The 19436-nt window shown below is 61.5% G+C and carries 18 protein-coding genes; 14 read left to right on the top strand and 4 right to left on the bottom strand.

The window, feature by feature from the left end:
• Positions 1–57: 57 nt before the first annotated feature.
• Entirely contained in the window at positions 58–993 is a 936-nt protein-coding gene (locus HXS66_RS16445; RefSeq protein ID WP_176504101.1) for a glycosyltransferase family 8 protein, read from the bottom strand.
• 165 nt (positions 994–1158) lie between these two features.
• On the opposite strand from HXS66_RS16445, the gene HXS66_RS16440 reads away from it, so the two are divergent.
• From HXS66_RS16440 to HXS66_RS16425, 4 genes are all read left to right on the top strand, one after another.
• On the top strand, positions 1159–1779 hold the full coding sequence (locus tag HXS66_RS16440) for a sulfotransferase family 2 domain-containing protein (RefSeq protein ID WP_167592976.1): 621 nt from the start codon (positions 1159–1161) through the stop codon (positions 1777–1779).
• A 148-nt stretch (positions 1780–1927) separates the two neighbouring features.
• Positions 1928–3136, top strand: coding sequence for a glycosyltransferase family 4 protein (locus tag HXS66_RS16435; protein WP_176504100.1), 1209 nt, complete (start codon positions 1928–1930; stop codon positions 3134–3136).
• A 124-nt stretch (positions 3137–3260) separates the two neighbouring features.
• Positions 3261–3890, top strand: a complete 630-nt coding sequence (gene upp / locus HXS66_RS16430; protein WP_077374565.1) for a uracil phosphoribosyltransferase — start codon at positions 3261–3263, stop codon at positions 3888–3890.
• 122 nt (positions 3891–4012) lie between these two features.
• Positions 4013–5293: a uracil-xanthine permease family protein gene (locus HXS66_RS16425; RefSeq protein ID WP_176504099.1), complete on the top strand. Its 1281-nt coding sequence runs from the start codon at positions 4013–4015 to the stop codon at positions 5291–5293.
• A 145-nt stretch (positions 5294–5438) separates the two neighbouring features.
• Here the strand turns inward: HXS66_RS16425 and HXS66_RS16420 are convergent, their stop codons facing one another.
• Genes HXS66_RS16420 through HXS66_RS16410 form a run of 3 tightly spaced genes read right to left on the bottom strand, consistent with a single transcriptional unit; the run spans position 5439 to position 9956 of the window.
• Entirely contained in the window at positions 5439–6125 is a 687-nt protein-coding gene (locus HXS66_RS16420; RefSeq protein WP_084208148.1) for a helix-turn-helix domain-containing protein, read from the bottom strand.
• Positions 6126–6165: 40 nt separating this feature from the next.
• Positions 6166–8427 (bottom strand): cache domain-containing protein, encoded by a 2262-nt coding sequence (locus HXS66_RS16415; RefSeq protein WP_176504098.1) that lies wholly within the window; start codon positions 8425–8427, stop codon positions 6166–6168.
• A complete protein-coding gene (locus tag HXS66_RS16410; protein WP_176504097.1) occupies positions 8424–9956 on the bottom strand; it encodes a sigma-54 dependent transcriptional regulator in 1533 nt (510 codons plus the stop codon). The genes HXS66_RS16415 and HXS66_RS16410 overlap by 4 nt, the downstream gene beginning before the upstream one ends.
• A gap of 546 nt (positions 9957–10502) precedes the next feature.
• Here HXS66_RS16410 and HXS66_RS16405 point away from each other — a divergent pair.
• The 10 genes from HXS66_RS16405 (at position 10503) to HXS66_RS16360 (ending at position 19407) form a co-directional block, all read left to right on the top strand.
• Positions 10503–11432 (top strand): substrate-binding domain-containing protein, encoded by a 930-nt coding sequence (locus HXS66_RS16405; protein ID WP_077374553.1) that lies wholly within the window; start codon positions 10503–10505, stop codon positions 11430–11432.
• A 26-nt stretch (positions 11433–11458) separates the two neighbouring features.
• Positions 11459–12133, top strand: coding sequence for an ABC transporter permease (locus tag HXS66_RS16400; RefSeq protein ID WP_205632739.1), 675 nt, complete (start codon positions 11459–11461; stop codon positions 12131–12133).
• 188 nt (positions 12134–12321) lie between these two features.
• Positions 12322–13014, top strand: coding sequence for an ATP-binding cassette domain-containing protein (locus HXS66_RS16395; protein ID WP_176504096.1), 693 nt, complete (start codon positions 12322–12324; stop codon positions 13012–13014).
• A gap of 95 nt (positions 13015–13109) precedes the next feature.
• Positions 13110–13859: a molybdenum cofactor guanylyltransferase MobA gene (mobA, locus tag HXS66_RS16390; protein ID WP_077374547.1), complete on the top strand. Its 750-nt coding sequence runs from the start codon at positions 13110–13112 to the stop codon at positions 13857–13859.
• Between the two features lie 458 nt (positions 13860–14317).
• Entirely contained in the window at positions 14318–14941 is a 624-nt protein-coding gene (gene mobB, locus HXS66_RS16385) for a molybdopterin-guanine dinucleotide biosynthesis protein B (protein ID WP_176504114.1), read from the top strand.
• Between the two features lie 35 nt (positions 14942–14976).
• Complete coding sequence (gene glp, locus HXS66_RS16380) at positions 14977–16347, top strand: gephyrin-like molybdotransferase Glp (RefSeq protein WP_255303320.1); 1371 nt, start codon at positions 14977–14979, stop codon at positions 16345–16347.
• A 167-nt stretch (positions 16348–16514) separates the two neighbouring features.
• Complete coding sequence (moaC, locus tag HXS66_RS16375; RefSeq protein WP_176504094.1) at positions 16515–17330, top strand: cyclic pyranopterin monophosphate synthase MoaC; 816 nt, start codon at positions 16515–16517, stop codon at positions 17328–17330.
• Between the two features lies 1 nt (position 17331).
• Positions 17332–17895 carry a molybdenum cofactor biosynthesis protein MoaE gene (locus HXS66_RS16370; protein ID WP_176504093.1) on the top strand — a complete coding sequence of 188 codons (564 nt, stop codon included), beginning with the start codon at positions 17332–17334 and terminating at the stop codon, positions 17893–17895.
• Entirely contained in the window at positions 17895–18881 is a 987-nt protein-coding gene (moaA, locus tag HXS66_RS16365) for a GTP 3',8-cyclase MoaA (RefSeq protein WP_176493384.1), read from the top strand. Before HXS66_RS16370 ends, moaA begins: the two co-directional genes overlap by 1 nt.
• Positions 18882–19119: 238 nt before the next feature.
• Positions 19120–19407, top strand: a complete 288-nt coding sequence (locus tag HXS66_RS16360) for a hypothetical protein (protein WP_077374537.1) — start codon at positions 19120–19122, stop codon at positions 19405–19407.
• Positions 19408–19436 lie beyond the last annotated feature (29 nt).

The following is a 19436-nucleotide window of genomic DNA, read 5'->3' as shown; positions in this document are numbered from 1 at the left end:
GGCGGCCATGATGATGAATTGAATGGCATCTCCGAGAGATGCCATTCAAGGAAATCGTTATCGATGAGCGTCAAGCAACTCCTGGCTCATGGATCTTCTCTTGTGGTACTTGTATAACTTCTGCAATTCAATATAAGACAGAATGGATTTCTTGAGTGTCTTGTTGTTGACGATATTGCCAGAGGCCCATGGCGTCTTGGCTCTATAATAAAAGTAAACATCCTTCAATGGATGCAGTGAGCCATACTCCCAAGGCTTGCTGCCTTTTCCCATGTAGTGAATCATCTTGGGTTTCTTGATGGACTCCAGGAACTCATGTTCTGCTCTATGCTGTTCATCCATTCTTTTCTCAAGAATCTTGTAAGCAGGACGTTGAGCATTCCAGACCAACGGTAATTGTGTCCATTGGCCGTCGAGAATTTTATTCAGTGCGGATTGTTCAGGGTATAGACAGAGTTCGGGGTGTTTTCTCAAGAAATATAATGCCCTCTCGCCAATATTATATTCCTTCCAGCGAGGCATGTTGATCAACATCAAGCCGCAGTTGAAATATTTGCCTTTCTCCAGGCCTAATGATTTATAAGGAGATCGGCCAATATTCTCCACAGCGGCCAGCGTGAAGTCCTGGGTCGGCAGGTCATCCATGATCGTCGTGATATCGCCCACGACGATAGTATCGCAATCAATGCATACGATATGTTGAATGGAAGGGTCGATGACCTCACTCAGATATAATCTGAAATAGATGGAAAGCCCGTAACGTTTGACCTCCAGTCCTTCAAACTTGCTCTCGTGCAGGTAAGTAAAGGTGATCTGTGACTGGTAGGGTGCGATCATTGCGTGCAATCTGGAAATGGTGTCGGACGACAGTCCTCCATCACCAATGATGAAGCTCAGCGCTTCTGGCTTTTGACAGTTATCAAGTATGGACATGATAGTCGTGGCTAGATGAGGCGCATAGTTTTCATCGCACGATATAAAGATATGGAGCATGGCTGATGGTCACACCGTAAGTCTATTTCCATGTACTGTAACATTGCGCTGGCGCATGATCTACTTCTTCCTTTTTTTGACGGTATGTACACGAAAAATGCGTATTGTTTGCCTACTCTTGCGGCAAGGTGACGGATCATTCGCAATCTATGTATGAGGCTTGTCATGTGGTTGAAGCACGAATTCCCTTATCGTAAACACTTTGATCGCAACAAATGTATTTTCATACATATTCCCAAGGCCGCCGGGACCTCGGTTCTAGCCGCATTGGGAAAGAAGAGTGAAAAAGGCCGAGATCACGTTTCCTGGCAAACTTATAAAAAAGCCGACAGCAAGAAATTCAATAATTACTTCAAGTTCTCCTTTGTGCGAAATCCCTATGATCGCGCTTTTTCCGCATACCATTATATATTGAAGGGTGGGAATCAGGGACCTGAGGACAGTCGCGTGGCAGCCTCACTCGCAAAGTATCGTGGCTTTGATGACTTTGTGGAAAACGGGCTCTGGCAAGGTGCTTTTCGCAGTCATCTGTTATTCCACTCTCAATCTTCTTTCATCATGTCGGCAGATGACAGGTTGATGGTGGATTTCCTGGGACATTTCGAGACGCTGGATCAGGACTTCAAGATTGTCGCTGAGAAGCTGGGTATCGATTCCTCCATTGCTCATCGCAACAAGGGGGATGTCCGCTGTCGTGTGGCTCAGGAAAGTATGGCGTCTGCCACGCGAGAGAAGTTGGCCATCCTCTATGCACAGGACTTTGCCAATTTTGGGTATCCTTCTTGAGCAATGATTGTCGGAGGTTGGGTGTGGACTCATCCTCTCATGAGAGGGCAGGTGAGTCATCGGGGATGTCAGGCATGGCGCGGTGCTGATGTTTCCGTTGTGATAATGTTGGCTTCCGATAGGGACGCATTCACATAGAAGGAGCGCCATGGGAAGTCAGCCGAAGATAGGTCATCTCGTCAGCCTGAGAAATCTGGGCGGAGTGGAACGTCACTTTTCACGCTTCTTCACTACCATGCTGGAAGCCGGAAATGATTATCATGTCCTTCCGATGACCGATCGAATCCACCCTATCGTACAAGAAGAATTGAGTGATCATTTCTGGCGAATTCATTCCGTCAAGGGACCTCGTGGCATCAATCTTCCCAAGCAGATTCCATGGTTGCGTTCTACGTATCAGCGGAAATTGCTGAAATCATTGACGCTTGAGCAGTTGGTCATCTGGAATAAATATCGCAACTTCCCCATTGCTCTCCCAAATGACGTACCCATCGTGCATTTCGAGAGAGGCAGCGCCTGGTTCATCGAGCCGGCTCCCGATATCCAGCGCTACGTGGAACGCTGGTCCGGCGTCATCTGCAATTCCCATGCATCACTGCGCATGCTCCAGCTGAAGCTAGGTCTATCAGAGGAGTGCCCGGCGCTTGTGGCACGCAATGCCATGTCGCTACCGCAGGTGACAGCAACCCATGACGGCGACGTCTTCCGGTTGGGGTTTGCCGGTCGACTGACGGCACTCAAGGCGCCTGTCGTGGCGCTCGAGACCATCAGATTGCTGCGGGAAACCCATGCGAATGTGGAGCTGCATATCGCGGGAGACGGGCCTTTGCGACCCCCCTTGCAAGCACTGGTGACAAGGTGGGGGCTGGCCGATGTCGTGACGTTTCATGGCGCGGTCAAGGAGATGTCGGAATTCTATTGCACGCTGGATGCTTTCATCTGCCCTTCCTGGCGTGAGCCATTCGGTAACGTGGTGCAGGAAGCCTTGGCGCATGGCGTGCCGACCATCGTCGGCAATGTCGATGGGCTGCCGGAGCAGGTCATCGCGGGAGAGAATGGCGCCGTGCTTCCCACCATCAGATCCATAGGTGAACTTGCAGAGCATGATCTCGCTTTCGTCGGGCCAGAGGTCAGGGTCTATTCGCCTGACGAGGATGCCATCGTTGCGGCCAGGGTGATATCGCCAGTGGCAGCAGCAGAAGTGCTTGATAAATGGATCGCCAGTCCTGAGCTTCGGTGTGAAATGGGCCGACGTGCGCGCCAGATTCTGGCTGAGCGCTTCGATTACCCTGATTACTGTTCAGCCGTCGGCGATTTTCTTGACCGCCTCGCCTGTGACGATGTCGGGTGCGCTTAACATCAAAGTCCTGCTCGGCTAGAATACGCCCAATTTGCCAGCCTCTCTGCCTGCCATCGTCCCTCGCTGGCGGGGTAGTGCTGCGCAATCATGAGCACCATCTTCTGTCCCAAGAGGTATTTCCATGAGCGTCCATGCCATCAATCATCCACTGGTCCAGCACAAGCTCGGCCTGATGCGTGCAGCAGGCATCAGCACCAAGAGCTTCCGTGAGCTGGCCAGTGAGGTCGCCAAGCTGTTGACCTATGAGGCAACCCAGGACCTTGAGCTGGAAACTACCACCATTGACGCCTGGAGCGGCAACGAGCTGGACGTCCAGAGCATCAAGGGCAAGAAAGTGACCATCGTGCCGATCCTGCGTGCCGGTCTCGGCATGCTGGAAGGGGTGACGGACCTGATTCCCAGCGCGCGCATCAGCGTGGTGGGGCTGTACCGTGATGAGGAAACCCTCGAGCCGGTACCGTACTTCGAGAAGTTCGTCTCGGATCTCGATGAGCGTCTGGCGATCGTCATCGACCCGATGCTGGCGACAGGCGGTTCCATGATCGCCACGCTGGACATGCTGAAGGCCAAGGGCTGCCAGCAGATCAAGGTGATCGTGCTGGTCGCGGCACCGGAAGGCATCGCCAAGGTGCAGGAGTCCTATCCTGACATCGAGATCTTCACGGCTTCCGTCGATGATCGTCTTGATGAGAATGGCTACATCGTCCCGGGTCTTGGTGACGCCGGTGACAAGATCTTCGGCACGCGCTAAACGCCTCGCCTGAGCTCTCGACGCCCTACGCCTTGCGTGGGGCGTTTTTGTATCTGCCTTACCTGTCTGAGCAGTCAGGTTGAGGCCTTCCTTCGTCAGTTCATTGAATAGAATCTTCCGCCATGTCGTCTTCTCAAGCCCCGGACTCCGCTTCCTCTGCCTCTCACGATGCTCACCAGATTCCTGAGAAGGAGCCTTTCACGCTGGCGACGCTGATCACGGGAGCACAGATGCTCTTCGTGGCCTTCGGTGCGCTGGTGCTGGTGCCGTTGCTGACTGGCCTTGATCCCAACGTCGCGCTGTTCACGGCAGGGGTCGGGACGTTGGTCTTCCAGAGCGTCACCAAGGCGAGCGTGCCGGTCTTTCTCGCCTCGTCATTTGCCTTCATCGCTCCCATCCAGAGTTCGGTCGCCAACTTCGGCATTCCCGCCACCATGGGGGGATTGTTCGTTGCCGGACTGGTCTATGTGCTGCTGGCGCAGTGCATTCGTCTCAAGGGCGTCGGCATCGTGCATCGCCTGTTGCCTGCCGTGGTGGTGGGGCCTGTCATCATGGTGATCGGACTGGCGCTGGCACCGACCGCCGTCCAGATGGCCACGGGGGAATTCAGTGACACCATTTCTCATGGACAGGCACTGACCCTCTCGCTGGTGAGTCTTGCCGTCACCCTGATACTGTCGATCTTCGGTCGCGGACTGTGGCGCCTCATCCCGATTCTCGGCGGGATCATCACCGGCTATCTGCTGGGACTGGCCATGGGGGTGATCGACCTGTCGCCTGTGGCGGAGGCGGCGTGGCTGGCCCTGCCAAGCTTCACCGCTCCTACCTTCGAGTTCTCCGCCATCCTGTTCATGATTCCGGTCGCCATCGCACCGGCCGTGGAGCATATCGGTGACATGGTGGCCATCGGCTCCGTGACGCGTCAGAACTATCTGAAGAAGCCGGGACTGCATCGGACACTGCTGGGAGATGGCCTGGCCACCAGCGCGGCCTCATTGTTCGGTGGACCGCCCAACACGACATACTCGGAAGTGACGGGCGCCGTCATGCTGACGCGCAATTTCAATCCGCGTGTCATGACCGTCGCGGCCTGCGTGGCCATCTCGCTTGCCTTCATCGGCAAGGTGGGGGCGGTACTGCAGACGATTCCCACCCCTGTCATGGGTGGCATCATGTGCCTGCTGTTCGGGTCGATCGCCGTGGTGGGGATGAACACCCTGGTGCGTGCCGGTGATTCGCTTACCGCGCCGCGCAATCTGGTGATCGCGTCCTTGATTCTGGTCTTCGGGATTGGCGGCATGCAGGTTGGTGGTGGCCAGTTCACGCTGCAGGGCGTCAGCCTGGCGGCCATTCTGGGGATCGTGCTCAATCTGGTGCTGCCCCCGGCGAAAGAGGGGGAGTGAACCCTCACGGCCTGTCGAGTGAGCGGATGCCCAGGTGAATCGCGGTTCTGATGAATGCCCCTCTTTCGTGTCGCGGTACTGGCAGGAAAGAGGGGCATTCTTGATTGATGCGTGGCTCGCTGGGAAGAAAGGGGGCTCCTTCGGTTTATCCCGCGCTGGCGATGCATGACCAGTGACAGGCTGTCAGGCTTTCCTCGTCCAGTGGTTCAGACCCATCAGCATCTTGCGCCTGGGCATGGTGTAGTCGGTAGCGCTCTCCGGCCTGCAGCCGCACGGCATCTCCGGATCTGAGGTGGATATCGAGCGCTTCTGCCGGCAGCTCGATGCGCAGTCGCCCGCGGGTGACGAGCAAGAGGCTGTCATGGCTTGCCTGCAGGCTGACGCTGTCATGGTCTTCAAGCCTCCCCAGCGTGACCTGCGGTTTCTGACGACGCTGCCCTGAGGCATCAGGCCAGTCGGGAATCTTGCGCAGTCGCGTGTCAGCGGGGCTTTCCTCGCATGGTGCATGCTCCTCACGGCGCAGCACTCGCGCAGGCGCCTCGGGGATCTCGTCGCTGAAGAAGTGACTGAGCGAGACGGGGAAGACATCGAGTATCTTGTTGAGCGAGCTGACAGAGGGGCTGACGGCATCCTGTTCGACCTGGGAAATGGTCGAGTTGGTCACGTTGGCGCGCTTGGCGAGTTCGCGTTGAGACAGGCCGTGGCGGGTGCGCAGGATGCGCAGGCGCTGGCCAAGCGTCGGCGATGTGTTCGCGTGACGGGCTTGTGGCTCATCGGTGGATGCCGTCGAGGTCTGGCGGGCTGGAGAGGGAGTCGAATTGGCCGATGGCATATGGCAAAGGCTCCGGTCGGTGGATGGCAGGGCAGGGGGATCAACTGGCACGGCTGCTGCCACCGGCGCTCAGGGTCTCGAGCAGGTGTCGGCCCTGGTTGTCTTCGTGGTGACGCCGCGCGATGCAAGGTAGCCACAGGCAGAAGGTCGCGCCGCCCCCGGGCGTCTCTTCCAGCCACAGTCGTCCGCCCAGTTGCGTGATCAACCCGGACGAGACCGACAGACCGATGCCGGAGCCGTTGGCGCGCGTGGTGAAGAAAGGGGTGAAGATGCGCTCCCTGAGGTGTTCCGGGACGCCATTGCCGTGATCGATGATCCGGATCTCGATGCCGGCCACGACCTCACCGCCGGGGTCTCCTGTCATCACCGGCGAATGATCCTCCTCCACACCGGCGAGCGTCGCGTCCCGATCGGCGCTGGTGATGCATAGCGTGTCCGGTCCGGGTGCCATCTCGATGGCATTGATGAGCAGGTTGACCAGCACCTGTGTCAGCTGGGCGCGGTCGGCCTCGATCTGACGTGTCGCCGAGAGCTCATGCGTCAATCTGTGTCCGTGATGATCCAGCGCATGGCGTACCAGTACTTCGACGCTATGGATGGCCTCATCTGGATGAATCTGGCTGAGGTTCGGGGGGCTCAGCGTGGTGGGGAGCGTCTCGCCCGGCAGGTCAGGCAGCTCTGCCTGTGCGCCGTGGTGGCTCGCCTGATGTGGGTCACGTGCATATTGGCGCAGGTTGTCGACCAGCGCGCGAATCCGTTCCACCTGATGGATGATGGTCGCGATTTCCTCGCGTACGGGGTCTGCCTGGTCGCCGAGAATGACTTCGATCAACTCGACATGCCCGAGGATGACGGCGGCGGGATTGTTGATCTCATGCCCGATGCCTGCCGTGAGTTCCCCGAGTGCTGCCAGCTTCTCGCGGGTCAACAGCTTCGCGCGTGCTTCGCGCAACAGGCGGACATGCTCCTCCAGTGCCTGGCTGCGCTCGCGCAGCGTGTTCGTCTGTGCGCTCAAGTCACGCGTGCGGTCCTCGACCTGGGCTTCCAGGGTATTGGCGGCCGCCTGAATCTCGCTGCGGTGCGCCTCCAGCCGCGCCAGCATGGTATCGAATTCCTGCGCCAGCTCATCCAGCTCATCACCACGACGCTGTTCTGGCCCAAGCGAGGCAAGCGGCCCGATGCGCAGCCCATCACTGGAGGGTGCATCGCGAACGGCATGCACCACATGGCGTATCTGGCGAATGGGGCGCATCAGGCGCTCGACCCCGCCCCAGACCAGCAGAACTCCCAACAGGCTGACCGCCAGCAGTACCAGGCTGATGTGGACCAATGTCTCCCGGTAGAGTCGCACGTAGGGTGCCTGGGGGTAGCCCGCGTAGATCATGCCGATTCGCTGGCCGTCCAGAGAATCCAGAGGCGCATAGGCGGCAACGAACCAGTCGCGTACCACGAAGGCGCGATTGACGTAGCGCTGCCCCTCACCGATGACCTGACGGGTCACTTCGAGCGAGGCCTGCGTGCCGAGTGCGCGTTCACCGGTGCTGTCAGTCACGTTGGTGGCAATTCGGACATCGTCCAGAAACAGGGTGATGGTGCCTGTGCCATCCAGCGGCAGCGTCCCCGGGCCGTAGAGGAGATCGCGGATCTCATCCACCAGGTTGGGGTCACGATTGAGCAGCCGCCCGGCATCAAGCACGCCCACGAGCGTCCCGCGTGAATCCATGATCGGCACCAGTGCACGCAGCAGCATGCCGCGCGTTTCCTCACGCCGCGCGCTGGGTTGTGCATGGGGGGTTCGGCGCAGGGCCAGGCGGGCTCGCTCTGCCAGCAAGGGGTCGAGGGATGCCAGCGAATCGCCGCTGAGCATGTCGAGGCCATCCAGACTCTCGCCCTGGCGCAGACGCGGAACCAGGGCGGCGACACCGGGCGTCTGTCCGAGCTGCTCCGCTGGCAGCCAGCGGAGCCAATCGGCGTTGAGGGTCTCACGCAACGCCTTCAGACGAGGCGCCAGTGTCTCGGTCGATGGTGAGGACGGGCCTGGCAGCGTGGTGGACTGGCGCAGGTTGCGGCGCAGGGTTTCCAGGCCGTCACGAAGTCGCTGGTGCTGACGTTGCAGCGTGCGGCTTGCCACATCGAGATCGCTGCGCACGTTCATGTACAGCTGGCGGTCGGTGTAGGCGGTGGTCCAATAGGCGGTCAGGCCGACCAGCGCCAGCAGCAGCAGCAGCAGCGGGGCCAGCGTCAGCACCAGCAGGCGGCGGCGCAGGGAGCCGGCAAGGTAATGGCGCAGGCGCTGGATCATGCAGGGTCATCAGCCGAGCGGTGAGACGAGTCGCGGTCAGGCATGGCGCTCTCGGCCTCGGCGCGCCAGTGGGTCAGCTTGCGATCCAGCGTCTTGCGCGAGATGCCCAGCTGACGCGCGGCAGCGGACTTGTTGTTGGCGTGATGCTCCAGTACTGCACGCAGATGCGCTTGCTCAACACGATCCAGCGACCACTCCAGCGGATAGCCGTGTGAAGCCTCGCTGTCGGCCTCCCCCCCCGCATGGGGAGCGGCAGCGTCGCCTGGTGCATCCGAAGCGCCGGGCATACCGGCATGGCCAGACGTGAGAGAGGTGCCGGAGGCCGGGAGGGCATCGCCGGGCAGGCGGCCCAGCAGCAGCGCGCGCTCGATGACATTCTTCAATTCACGCACGTTGCCGGGCCAGGCATAGCGACACAGGCGTGCAAGGTCGGTGTGATCCCAGGGGACCTCGGGCAGTCCCAGTTCGCGCGACAGCTGTCGAGAGAAATGCAGGGCCAGGGCAGGAATGTCCGCGGGGCGATCCCGCAGCGCCGGCAGCTGCAAGCTGAGCACGTTCAAGCGGTAGTAGAGGTCTTCCCGGAAGCGACCCGCCGCGACCTCCGTCTCGAGCGTGCGATGGGTGGCGGCCACGATGCGCACATCGACGGCCTGCTCCTGCTCACCGCCCACTGGGCGCACGCGTCGGGTTTCCAGTACCCGCAACAGCCTGGACTGCATGGTCAGCGGCATCTCGCCGATTTCATCCAGGAACAGGGTGCCGCCATCGGCGAAGCTGAACAGCCCATCACGTCCGCGGTGGGCGCCGGTGAAGGCCCCCTTGAGGTGACCGAAAAGCTCGCTCTCCAGAAGTTCCGGACTGATGGCGCCACAGTTGACCGGTACGAAGGCACCGCGCCGTCCGGAGAGGCGGTGCAGGTCGCGTGCCGCCAGCTCCTTGCCGGTGCCGGATTCCCCGAGTATCAGCACGGGAGAGGGGGCCGGCGCGACGCGCGCGATGATCTGCGCGAGTTCCTGCATGCCGGGGGTCTCGCCCTGCAGGCTGGCCTCCTCACCCTGGTGGCGTGCATTGTCGCGACGCAGCAGGAAGTTCTCGCGTGCCAGCTGGCGGCGTTCGAGGCAGCGGTCTATCGCGGCGTGCAGCTGTTCGAGGCGGAACGGCTTGATGATGAAATCACTGGCACCTGCGCGCAGGGCACGTACGGCGGTATCGAGATCGGCATAGGCCGTCATGAAGATGACGTCGCTGACCGATGACGGTGACAGGGCTTCTTCCCACTCAAGGCCATCACGTCCCGGCAGGCGGATGTCGAGCAGGATGAGGTCAAAATGCAGGCGCGAGCGCAGCGATTCGGCCTGCTCGACGCTTTCGACGGCTTCGATCATCGCGAAGCGGGATGCCAGCGCCTTTTCCAGGTAACGCCGCATGCCCGGCTCGTCATCGACGATCAGGACCGATGCGGTCGGCAAAGCCTGGTCGTGCGTGGCGCGACGCGCCTCCCGTGCGGGAGAGGTGGCGTGGACGGTCATGGCGTTCCTCTATCATGCGTGGCGTGCATCGGGGCGATGGTCATACGGGTATGGCGTGTCAGGGTGGCGTTCGTTCGCTCATTGTCGCGCGGCGCACGGTACTTTATCTAGCCATTCTCTCGATCTTGCGATTCTCTCGGCATTCGCTTTCGCCCGGCGCGGGCACAGTCACCACGGTGTCGGGTGAAGCGAGGTCCAGAGGCCCGCGCATGAGGCCATCGCAGCAGCGAGAGTCAGGGCCGCGAGCGGGTGGCCAGCGCGAAGGAACAGTGTATCGTGTCGTCCCGCGCAGGCTCACGGGTGGGTCAAGATGACCCGCCTGTGGCAGGGCGGCGATATCCTGTCAGTATTCTCGCCGGCGCTCACCCGGGCATCCAGGCATTGCCAGCGGGCCATGTGCAGGACAAGCCTGCAGATGAATGGCGAGAGCGTGGCCTTGCGGGCACGCTGCTTGCAATGTCTTGCCGCGGGGAGATGGCCAGCCATCGCTGGAGGCACATCTCCCTCGTGAATCACCCCGATAATGACACGCCAGGGAGCTACCTCATGCCGCATCGCCACATCCTCTCCGCCCGCCATCTGCTGGGTGCCATCGCCGGTCTGTCTCTCGGCGCGCTGAGCCTGCAACCCGCTCAGGCCGCGGATGACATCATCCGCCTCGCGACCACCACCAGTACCTACAATTCCGGCCTGCTGGACAATCTGTTGCCGGCATACGAACAGGCCAACGATGTCACTGTCCAGGTGATCGCCGTAGGGACCGGCAAGGCATTGCGCATGGGGCAGGATGGCGATGTGGATCTGGTGATGACGCATGCGCCGGGCGCGGAGCGCAAGTTCGTCGATGCCGGGTATGGCATTGAGCCACATGGCGTGATGTACAACGACTTCGTGCTGCTGGGGCCCAAGGCGGATCCGGCCAATGTCGAGGGAATGTCCGACGTGGACGCGGCCCTGGCCAGAATTGCCGAGAGCAATGCCGGCTTCGTGTCACGCGGTGATGACTCCGGGACTCACAAGAAGGAGTTGTCGCTGTGGGCGAGCGCCGATGTCGTCCCCGACTTCTCGGCATACAAGGCCGTGGGGCAGGGGATGGGCAAGGTGCTGAGCATGGCCAGCGAGCTGCAGGATTACACCCTGAGTGACCGCGGCACCTGGCTTGCCATGCAGGACAAGCTCGACCTTTCCGTGCTGGTGGAGGGAGATGCGCGCCTGTTCAATCCCTACCAGGTGATTCTGGTCAACCCGGCCAATCATGAAGGTCTGAACACCGAAGGCGCCCGTGCGCTGGCTCAGTGGCTGATTTCCCGTGAGGGTCAGCAGGCGATCGATGACTTCCGTCTCAAGGGGCAGGCGCTGTTCCATGCCAGCCACGGTGAAACCGGTTTCGATGCCCAGAAGACAGCGGATGGCAGTGGTGCAGGTCAGGCAGCCGGCGGTGAGACTGCCACCCAGCAGGCGGCGCCGCGTTCGTGACGCTCTGGCATACCACGCAGGAGGCCATGGGCCTCCTGCTGAGCATGGACGCCGCACTCTGGGAAATCATCGGCGTCTCTTTCCGGGTCTCGCTGATGGCCATGCTGGTGGCTGTACCGCCGGCTCTGCTGATCGCCTTCGTGCTGGTGCGTTGCGCCTTCCCGGGGCGCTGGCTGTTGATCTCGCTGGTGAATACCCTGATGGCCGTGCCTACCGTGGTGGTGGGGCTGCTGCTGTTCATTCTGCTGTCACGGGCAGGCCCTCTGGGGGATTGGCATCTGCTGTTCACCCAGCCAGCGATGATTCTGGGCCAGATTCTGCTGGCGCTGCCGATATTGGTGGTGATGCTGCATGCGGCACTGGCTGGCGTGGACAGACGTGCCTGGGAAACCGCATTGCAACTGGGGGCATCCCGGCCTGCGGCGTTGTGGCGGCTGGTGATGGAGGCACGCTTCGGGGTGATGGCCGCGTTGGTGGCGGCGTTTGGTAGAATCATCGCGGAAGTGGGTTGCGCCATGATGGTGGGTGGTAACATTGCCGGCTTTACCCGCAACATCACGACCGCGATCGCCCTGGAGACCCTCAAGGGAGAATACGCTCAGGGGGTCGCCCTGGGCATGGTGCTGCTGGTATTGGCCCTGGTGCTCAATCTGCTGCTGGGGCTGCTGCGTGGCCGTGGTCAGCTGGCCGTACAGGTCTGAGTGGCGTGCCGTGGATCACCGCATCGCGCAAGTCTGAATTGTCGTCTGGAGTTTCGATGTCCCCCCTCAACTCTTCGCCCTCATCCTCCTCGCCGGGCGAATCTCCCCATGAGGCCGTGCTGACCTCGTCGTCAGAACCCGTGGCAGAGTCTGTGCCAGAACCCGTGGCAGAGTCTGTGCCAGCGCCTGTGCCAGAGCCCCGAGCCCTCGCCGAGGAAAGCCTGCTGTGGGTGCGTGACCTGCAGTATCGTCTGCCTGACGCTCCCACGAGCCCTGGCCGCTTGCTGTGGCAGGTACCCTCTCTGGAGTGGACGCCAGACCCGAGGCGCGGCTGGGTGCATCTGAGCGGAGACAATGGCAGTGGCAAGACCACCTTGCTCAGGGTGCTGGCCGGCATGCAGCCTGCCAGCGGTGGAGAGCTTCGCTGGCAGAAGGGGGCCGCCGGCCAGATACGCTATCTGCACCAGCAACCCTATCTCTTTGATACCAGCGTGGCCGGCAACCTGGTGCTGGCGGCGCGCTGGCAGCCGCAACGGCGCTCTGCCGGCGAGCAGCGCGATCAGGTCGAGGCCATGCTGGAGTGGAGCGGTCTGAGCGAGCATGCCCGTCAGCCGGCACGCTCGCTGTCCGGTGGCGAGCGTGCACGTCTGGCACTGGCGCGCGCCTGGCTGTCGCGTCCGCCCGTCCTGCTGCTGGATGAGCCAGCGGCCAATCTCGACCAGGCCGCCGTGGAGCAGCTGGCCATCCGTCTCGAGCAGATGTCCCAGGCGGGTTGCGCGGTGATTCTGTCCTCGCATCAGGACAACGCGCTGAGTCATGGCTGTACGGCACGCTGGACGTTGGCGGAAGCTAGCCTGCACACTGAGCGCATGCCTGGTTGAGCCCGACACGGGAAAGGTATCGTCGGTTCCCGTGTCTTGCGTGATCAGAGGAATTTTCTCGCGCGTCCGCCGCGCCTGCATCGAGACCCTCTCGCATGTCCAGACCCCACTCTGATGCCAACTCCGGCCCCTCTCGTGATGGCCAAACCAATCCCGGCGTGACACCTCTGCCGGCCAGTGGTGAACAGCTGGCGGCCTCGCTGACGCCGGCCAACATCACCGGTGTGATCCTGGCCGGCGGCCAGGCCCGGCGCATGGGCGGTGTCGACAAGGGGCTGGTCATGCTCAATGAGGTGCCCTTGATCGCGCATGTGCTGGCACGCCTCACGCCCCAGGTCGGTGAGCTGCTGATCAATGCCAATCGCTCGCATCAGGAATATGCCGCCTATGGTCATCCGCTGGTGGAAGACCGTGAGGCGGGCTATCACGGCCCTCTGATGGGCATGGCCAGTGCGCTGGCCGCCGCGCATACCGAGTGGGTGATGGTGGTGGCCTGCGACGTGCCGCATCTGCCCAATGACCTCGTGGATACCCTGAGCGTGGCGCTGATAGATCACGCCAACGGTGACAGGCTGGCCGGCTACCGTGTGCAGGGGGATGACACCTCGGCTGAGCCAGCGCTGCTGGCGGTGGCCGCCGATGACGAGCGCTATCACCCCGTCATCTGCCTCCTGCACCGTGGCCTTTTGCCATCACTGGAAGCCGCTCTGGCGGCAGGTGAGCGCAAGATCGACCGCTGGTTCGCGCAACATGTCTGGCTGACGGTGCAAGCGGGCAAGGCCGAAGACTTCGCCAATCTCAATACGCTGGATGAGTGCAGAGCGATGGAATCCGGCCCCCGCTGAGACTGCCCGCATCGATTGCCATTGCGGCGCGGCCGCTGCCGAGCCTGAGCCGCAGGGCATTCAAGGCGTGTCATCCGACCCCACTCCGCTGGCCAGGCGAGTCATAATGATCCACGGTCAGTGCTCACCTGCCGTACATGTTGGAATTCAGCGGCGTATTGTCCTGCCGCGCCAGGCATGCCTGGCCTTGGACTTGCAGATTTACAGGCAAGCCTGTTGTGGCAGGCCACCCTTTTTTCATCATGTCGCCAACGCTCCTCATGAGCGGCGCTGAGAGAAAAGGGCCCGACATGTGGGTCGATGCCATCAGTATCATCGAATCGTATCGGCCATCACGTCGTGAGCACGCCGGAAACCTCAAGAGAATCGTCATGCCCGAGTTGCCCACTGATGCCATGGGGCGCGAAGCGTCCACTGTCTCTCATTCTTGCTCTTCCGCTGATACCGGCGGCGGGACGATGTCACCCGGTTGGGCGGCGAGACTTGCCGCCTCGGCCTGTCCGCTGCTGGGCATCGCCGCCTGGAGCGGCACGGGCAAGACCACCTTGCTGGAACAGTTGCTGCCGGCCTTGCGTGAGCGTGGTCTGCGAGTCGCCGTCATCAAGCACGCTCATCATGCCTTTGATGTGGATACGCCGGGCAAGGACAGTCATCGCCTGCGCTCGGCGGGGGCAACTCCCATGCTGGTTGCCTCTGCCCGGCGCTTTGCGCTGATGATGGAGACGCCTGATCAAGAGGAGGCGGATCTGGAGCAGCTTGTCGCGCAGCTCGATGGGCTGGCGGTGGATCTGATTCTCGTCGAGGGGTTCAAGCAGTGGCCATTGCCCAAGCTTGAGCTGCATCGCGCGGCCGTCGGCAAGCCGCTGCGGGCCTTGCATGACCCCTGGATACGGGCACTTGCCGTGCCAGGTTCAATGGATGAGCCAGTTGATGAGCCCGATGGCGAGTTCCCGGTGGCGCTTCCCGCGGATCTGACGCGGCTGGATCTCGATGATATCGACGCCTTGGCGGCCTGGGTGGCGGCCTGGCCGGTGCAATGGCGATTGAATGGCGGCCAGCCCCGTCAGGAGGTGGCCTCTTGAGTCTGTCGTGCTTTGACCCAAGATTCGGTGAGCGGATGCTGAGTGTCGACGAGGCGCTTGCAGTGCTGGGAGGCAGTCTGGCGAAGCTCGCGGCGACACGGCCCACCCAGCGCGTGCCACTCGCCCAGGCCGTCGGACATGTTCTGGCTGAGCCGGTGATATCGCCATTGGATGTGCCTGCCCAGACAAATGCCGCGATGGACGGTATCGCGCTGGCCCACGCGTCGCTGGCTGCCGGCGCGCTGGATGAGGGGGATCGATGCCAGCTCCGAGTCATCGGCAGCTCGCTGGCAGGGCACCCCTGGACGGGGCGTGCCCTGGCTCCGGGGGAGGCATTGCGCATCACGACCGGTGCGGCCATGCCGGCGGGTGCTGACAGTGTGGTCATGCAGGAGCAGCTCGACTATTTCACGCCCGACGCCTCGCCTGATTCAATGCTTGATGCCGATAGCCAGGCGGGTGACGCCGAGACTGCCGAGCAGGTCGTGATTGACGGCGCCAGCAGCGTTCGCGCAGGGCAGAATGTGCGTCAGGCCGGCGAGGATATCGCCCGTGGTAGTGACGTGATCTCGGCGGGGCAATGGCTGTCGCCGGCGGCCATCGGGGTACTTGCATCGCTGGGACTGGCCGAACTCACCATTCATCGTCCGCTGCGTGTAGCGATCTTCTCGACCGGTGATGAAGTGACGGCGCCGGGAGAGCCCTTGCCGGCCGGCGGCATCTATGATGCCAACCGTTTCAGCCTCACGGCTGCCTTGCATGCCGAGGGAGTCGAGGTGCTGGATCTCGGCATTCTGCGTGACCAGCGCGAGGCGTTGAGCATTGCCCTGCGAGATGCCGCGGCACGGGCGGATCTGGTGATCACTTCCGGCGGCGTGTCGGTCGGCGAGGCAGATCATGTGCGCAGCGCGCTGGAGGCCTGTGGCCAGCTGGCGCTGTGGCGGATTGCCATGCGTCCCGGGCGCCCTCTGGCCTTTGGCGTACTGGCGGCAGAGGAAGGCCGGCAGGTGCCGTTCTTCGGTCTGCCCGGCAATCCGGTCGCCACCATGGTGACCTATCTGCAGTTCGTGCTGCCGGCGTTGCGCATGCTGGGGGGGCTGGGTCCGCTGAGCCCGGCACCGGCAGACCATCCGGGGACCCTGGCATGCTGGCAGTCACCGCGTCTGCAGATGGTGGCAGGCGAGACGCTGCGCTCACGGCCTGAACGAGTCGATTATCATCGCGGCCGGGTGACGCTCGATGACCAGGGGCGTCAGGTCGTGACTGCCACTGGCCGCCAGGGATCGGGGATTCTGACTTCGATGCTGGCCGCGCAGTGTCTGATCGAGATCCCGGCAGGCTGCGCCTCCCTCCAGGCCGGCGACCCGGTCATGGTGCAATGGCTGGGGACGCGTGGCCTGTCATGATGGCCTGCCAAGCCGAGTGATCGAACGCGGAGTTCGGCGGGTCGTCCGACATCCTCGGGCCGCCGACAGACCACGAAACAGGATCTACCGGGCTGTCGTGACGACCGCCCATGCTTACAGAGGTAACCGCCACCCCCGGCGGACCTGATACGGATACGAGACAGCTAATGAGCCTTACCCATCTCAACGCCCGCGGCGAAGCCCATATGGTCGATGTCGCGGACAAGCAGGAAACCCGGCGCGAGGCCCGTGCCAGTGCGCGGGTCAGCATGCTGCCTGCCACGCTGGCCTTGTTGGCGGAGGGCGGCCTGCCCAAGGGAGATGTGCTGGCCACGGCGCGTATCGCCGGCATCCAGGCAGCCAAGCGCACCCATGAGCTGATCCCGCTCTGCCATGCCTTGATGCTCTCCAAGGTCACGGTCGATTTCACGCTGGATGAAGTGAACAGCTGTGTCGAGATACAGGTGTTCTGTCGCCTCAACGGGCGCACAGGTGTCGAGATGGAAGCGCTGACGGCTGCCTCCGTGGCAGCACTGACCTTGTATGACATGTGCAAGGCGGTGGACAAGGGCATCGTGATCGGCGACATCCAGCTGGAAACCAAGACGGGTGGCAAGAGCGGTGACTGGCAGCGTGAGGCCATGCAGGAGGAGGCGCCAGCCCCGACGGGAGTGCCGGCCGCCCAGGCAGTCGCATCCGAGGACGTGTCGCCTGTCACGGCGGTGAACGGCAATCTGCGCATCCTGTTTCTGGCCGAGCTGCGTGAGCGTCTCGACCTTGAGTCACTCTCGCTCAACCCTGCCACCCTGGCCGATGCCACGGTTGGTGGGCTCAAGCGCACCCTGGCACTGCGTGATCCGCAGCTGGAAGCGCTCAATGACTCGCGCGTGCTGTGCGCCGTGAACCAGGACATGGTGCGTGATGATCATCCTCTGAAGGCCGGTGATGAAGTCGCTTTCTTCCCGCCCGTCACGGGAGGCTGAGATGACGACACCCCTTGCGACTGCCGATCGGGCCTTTTCGGTCAGCATCCAGTCAGCGGATTTCGATATTCGCGCCGAGCAGGCGGCCCTGACCCATGCTCGGGGGGATATCGGTGCGGTGGTGACCTTTACCGGGCTGGTGCGTGATTTCAATGAACGCCCCGATGTCCAGGCACTGACACTGGAGCATTATCCCGGCATGACGGAGCGCAGCTTGCAGGCGTTGCTGGTGGAAGCGCAGGAACGTTTCGCGCTGACAGGGGCGCGTATCATCCATCGCATCGGGCGCCTGGCGCCCATGGACAATATCGTGCTGGTGCTGGTGGCGAGCGCGCATCGTCAGGCCGCCTTTGCCGGTTGTGACTTTCTGATGGACAACCTCAAGTCGCGTGCGCCTTTCTGGAAAAAGGAGCATACCGCCTCTGGCGATTACTGGGTGCAGGAGCGCTCCAGTGATCGCGATGCTCTGGAGCGCTGGCACTCTTCGGCAGAAGGCGCTCGGACACACTCTGCCAAGCAGGATTCCCTGACTCCTGTGACACCTCAGTCCCTGGGAGATGGTTGATGGAAACCCTGGTCGATGATTTCGGGCGTCGCATTCGCTATGTGCGTCTCTCCGTGACGGATCGCTGTGACTTTCGCTGTGTCTATTGCATGAGCGAGGAGATGACATTTCTACCGCGAGACGAGGTATTGAGTCTCGAGGAAATCGCCCTGCTGGCACGTGCCTTCGTGGAGCTTGGGGTCGAAAAGATTCGCCTGACCGGTGGTGAGCCATTGGTCAGACGCGATATCGGTACTCTGGTGGAAGATATCGGCGCGCTTGACGGGCTGAAGGATTTCTCCATGACCACCAATGGGGCGGGCCTGGTCAAGCATGCCGCTCGTCTCAAGGCCGCCGGCATGCAGCGCCTCAACATCAGTCTTGATTCTCTGGACTCTGAGCGCTTCAAGGCCCTGACGCGTACGGGGGATCTCGACAAGGTGATCGCCGGTATCCGGGCCGCGCGGGCAGAAGGCTTTCGCATCAAGCTCAATGCTGTCGTGCTCAAGGGGCGCAATGATCATGAGGTCGTTTCTCTGGTCGACTTCGCGCGCCAGGAAGGGCTGGATATCAGCTTCATCGAGGAAATGCCGCTTGGGCAGGTGTCCGATCACGGACGTGAGGAGACGTTCTGTTCCAGCGATGAAGTGCAGGCGCGGATAGAGGAGCATCACGCGCTCATACCGACGCTGGAAGACAGTCTGGGACCGGCCCGGTATTTCCGCATGGCAGACAGTGAAACGCGCGTAGGCTTCATCTCGCCGCACAGTCACAACTTCTGCTCGACCTGCAATCGTGTTCGAGTGACGGTAGAAGGGCGTCTGCTGCTATGTCTGGGCAATGAGCACTCGCTGGATCTGCGTGCCATCATGCGCCGCGACCCCGGCAATATCGAACCCCTCAAGGCGGCCATCATCGAGGCGATGCATCTCAAGCCGGAGCGTCACCACTTCACGACCGATGGTGATGTCCAGATCGTCCGCTTCATGAACATGACCGGTGGCTGACGAAATCGCCATCTGAATCTCTTGGCTGGCTTGGGATATCCACTCGACAACACGATAAACCTTCACAAGAACCCTGCCTTCGAGCAGGGTTCTTGTTGGGCGGTGCTGTGGCAACACTGCCTTGCTTTTGACAAGGCTTGTCAGCTTTCAATTAAGGCTTATACTTTGCTGCAACATCCAATCAACTATCGTGTCCCTCATTGGATTCCAGTTTCGCCCGCATGGTGGAGGTAGCAAGATGACCGCAGAATCCCTGGAAAAGATCGCTCGCAACAAGAATGTCGCACGTGCAGCGGCACGCCAGTTGTCCATGGAACAACTGCACAAGCTTTCTGAAGTCATCAATGAAGTCATTGAGCAGAAAGCCGAGGAAGATGAACAGCGTCGCGAAGAAGAAATCGCCAAGGAGCGCAAGCTTGCCGAGATTCGTGATGCGATGATCGAAGCGGGTCTTTCCGTCGATGATCTGGTCAGTGACCAGCCGAAGCGTCGCGGTCGTCCGCCGAAGAACAAGTCAGCACAGTAAGCGTTGCCCGGCACGGGGCCCCAGTGGAT

The organism is Cobetia sp. 5-11-6-3 (assembly GCF_013374055.1).
Classification (GTDB): Bacteria; Pseudomonadota; Gammaproteobacteria; order Pseudomonadales; family Halomonadaceae; genus Cobetia; species Cobetia marina.
This window is presented reverse-complemented; position numbering and strand designations above follow the sequence as displayed.

Excerpts from the sequence above, each read along its gene's own strand:
- HXS66_RS16445 (WP_176504101.1), bottom strand. The coding sequence starts at position 993 with ATGCTCCATATCTTTATATCGTGCGATGAAAACTATGCGCCTCATCTA.
- HXS66_RS16440 (WP_167592976.1), top strand. The coding sequence starts at position 1,159 with ATGTGGTTGAAGCACGAATTCCCTTATCGTAAACACTTTGATCGCAAC.
- HXS66_RS16435 (WP_176504100.1), top strand. The coding sequence starts at position 1,928 with ATGGGAAGTCAGCCGAAGATAGGTCATCTCGTCAGCCTGAGAAATCTG.
- upp (WP_077374565.1), top strand. The coding sequence starts at position 3,261 with ATGAGCGTCCATGCCATCAATCATCCACTGGTCCAGCACAAGCTCGGC.
- HXS66_RS16425 (WP_176504099.1), top strand. The coding sequence starts at position 4,013 with ATGTCGTCTTCTCAAGCCCCGGACTCCGCTTCCTCTGCCTCTCACGAT.
- HXS66_RS16420 (WP_084208148.1), bottom strand. The coding sequence starts at position 6,125 with ATGCCATCGGCCAATTCGACTCCCTCTCCAGCCCGCCAGACCTCGACG.
- HXS66_RS16415 (WP_176504098.1), bottom strand. The coding sequence starts at position 8,427 with ATGATCCAGCGCCTGCGCCATTACCTTGCCGGCTCCCTGCGCCGCCGC.
- HXS66_RS16410 (WP_176504097.1), bottom strand. The coding sequence starts at position 9,956 with ATGACCGTCCACGCCACCTCTCCCGCACGGGAGGCGCGTCGCGCCACG.
- HXS66_RS16405 (WP_077374553.1), top strand. The coding sequence starts at position 10,503 with ATGCCGCATCGCCACATCCTCTCCGCCCGCCATCTGCTGGGTGCCATC.
- HXS66_RS16400 (WP_205632739.1), top strand. The coding sequence starts at position 11,459 with ATGGGCCTCCTGCTGAGCATGGACGCCGCACTCTGGGAAATCATCGGC.
- mobA (WP_077374547.1), top strand. The coding sequence starts at position 13,110 with ATGTCCAGACCCCACTCTGATGCCAACTCCGGCCCCTCTCGTGATGGC.
- mobB (WP_176504114.1), top strand. The coding sequence starts at position 14,318 with ATGTCACCCGGTTGGGCGGCGAGACTTGCCGCCTCGGCCTGTCCGCTG.
- glp (WP_255303320.1), top strand. The coding sequence starts at position 14,977 with ATGCTGAGTGTCGACGAGGCGCTTGCAGTGCTGGGAGGCAGTCTGGCG.
- moaC (WP_176504094.1), top strand. The coding sequence starts at position 16,515 with ATGAGCCTTACCCATCTCAACGCCCGCGGCGAAGCCCATATGGTCGAT.
- HXS66_RS16370 (WP_176504093.1), top strand. The coding sequence starts at position 17,332 with ATGACGACACCCCTTGCGACTGCCGATCGGGCCTTTTCGGTCAGCATC.
- moaA (WP_176493384.1), top strand. The coding sequence starts at position 17,895 with ATGGAAACCCTGGTCGATGATTTCGGGCGTCGCATTCGCTATGTGCGT.
- HXS66_RS16360 (WP_077374537.1), top strand. The coding sequence starts at position 19,120 with ATGACCGCAGAATCCCTGGAAAAGATCGCTCGCAACAAGAATGTCGCA.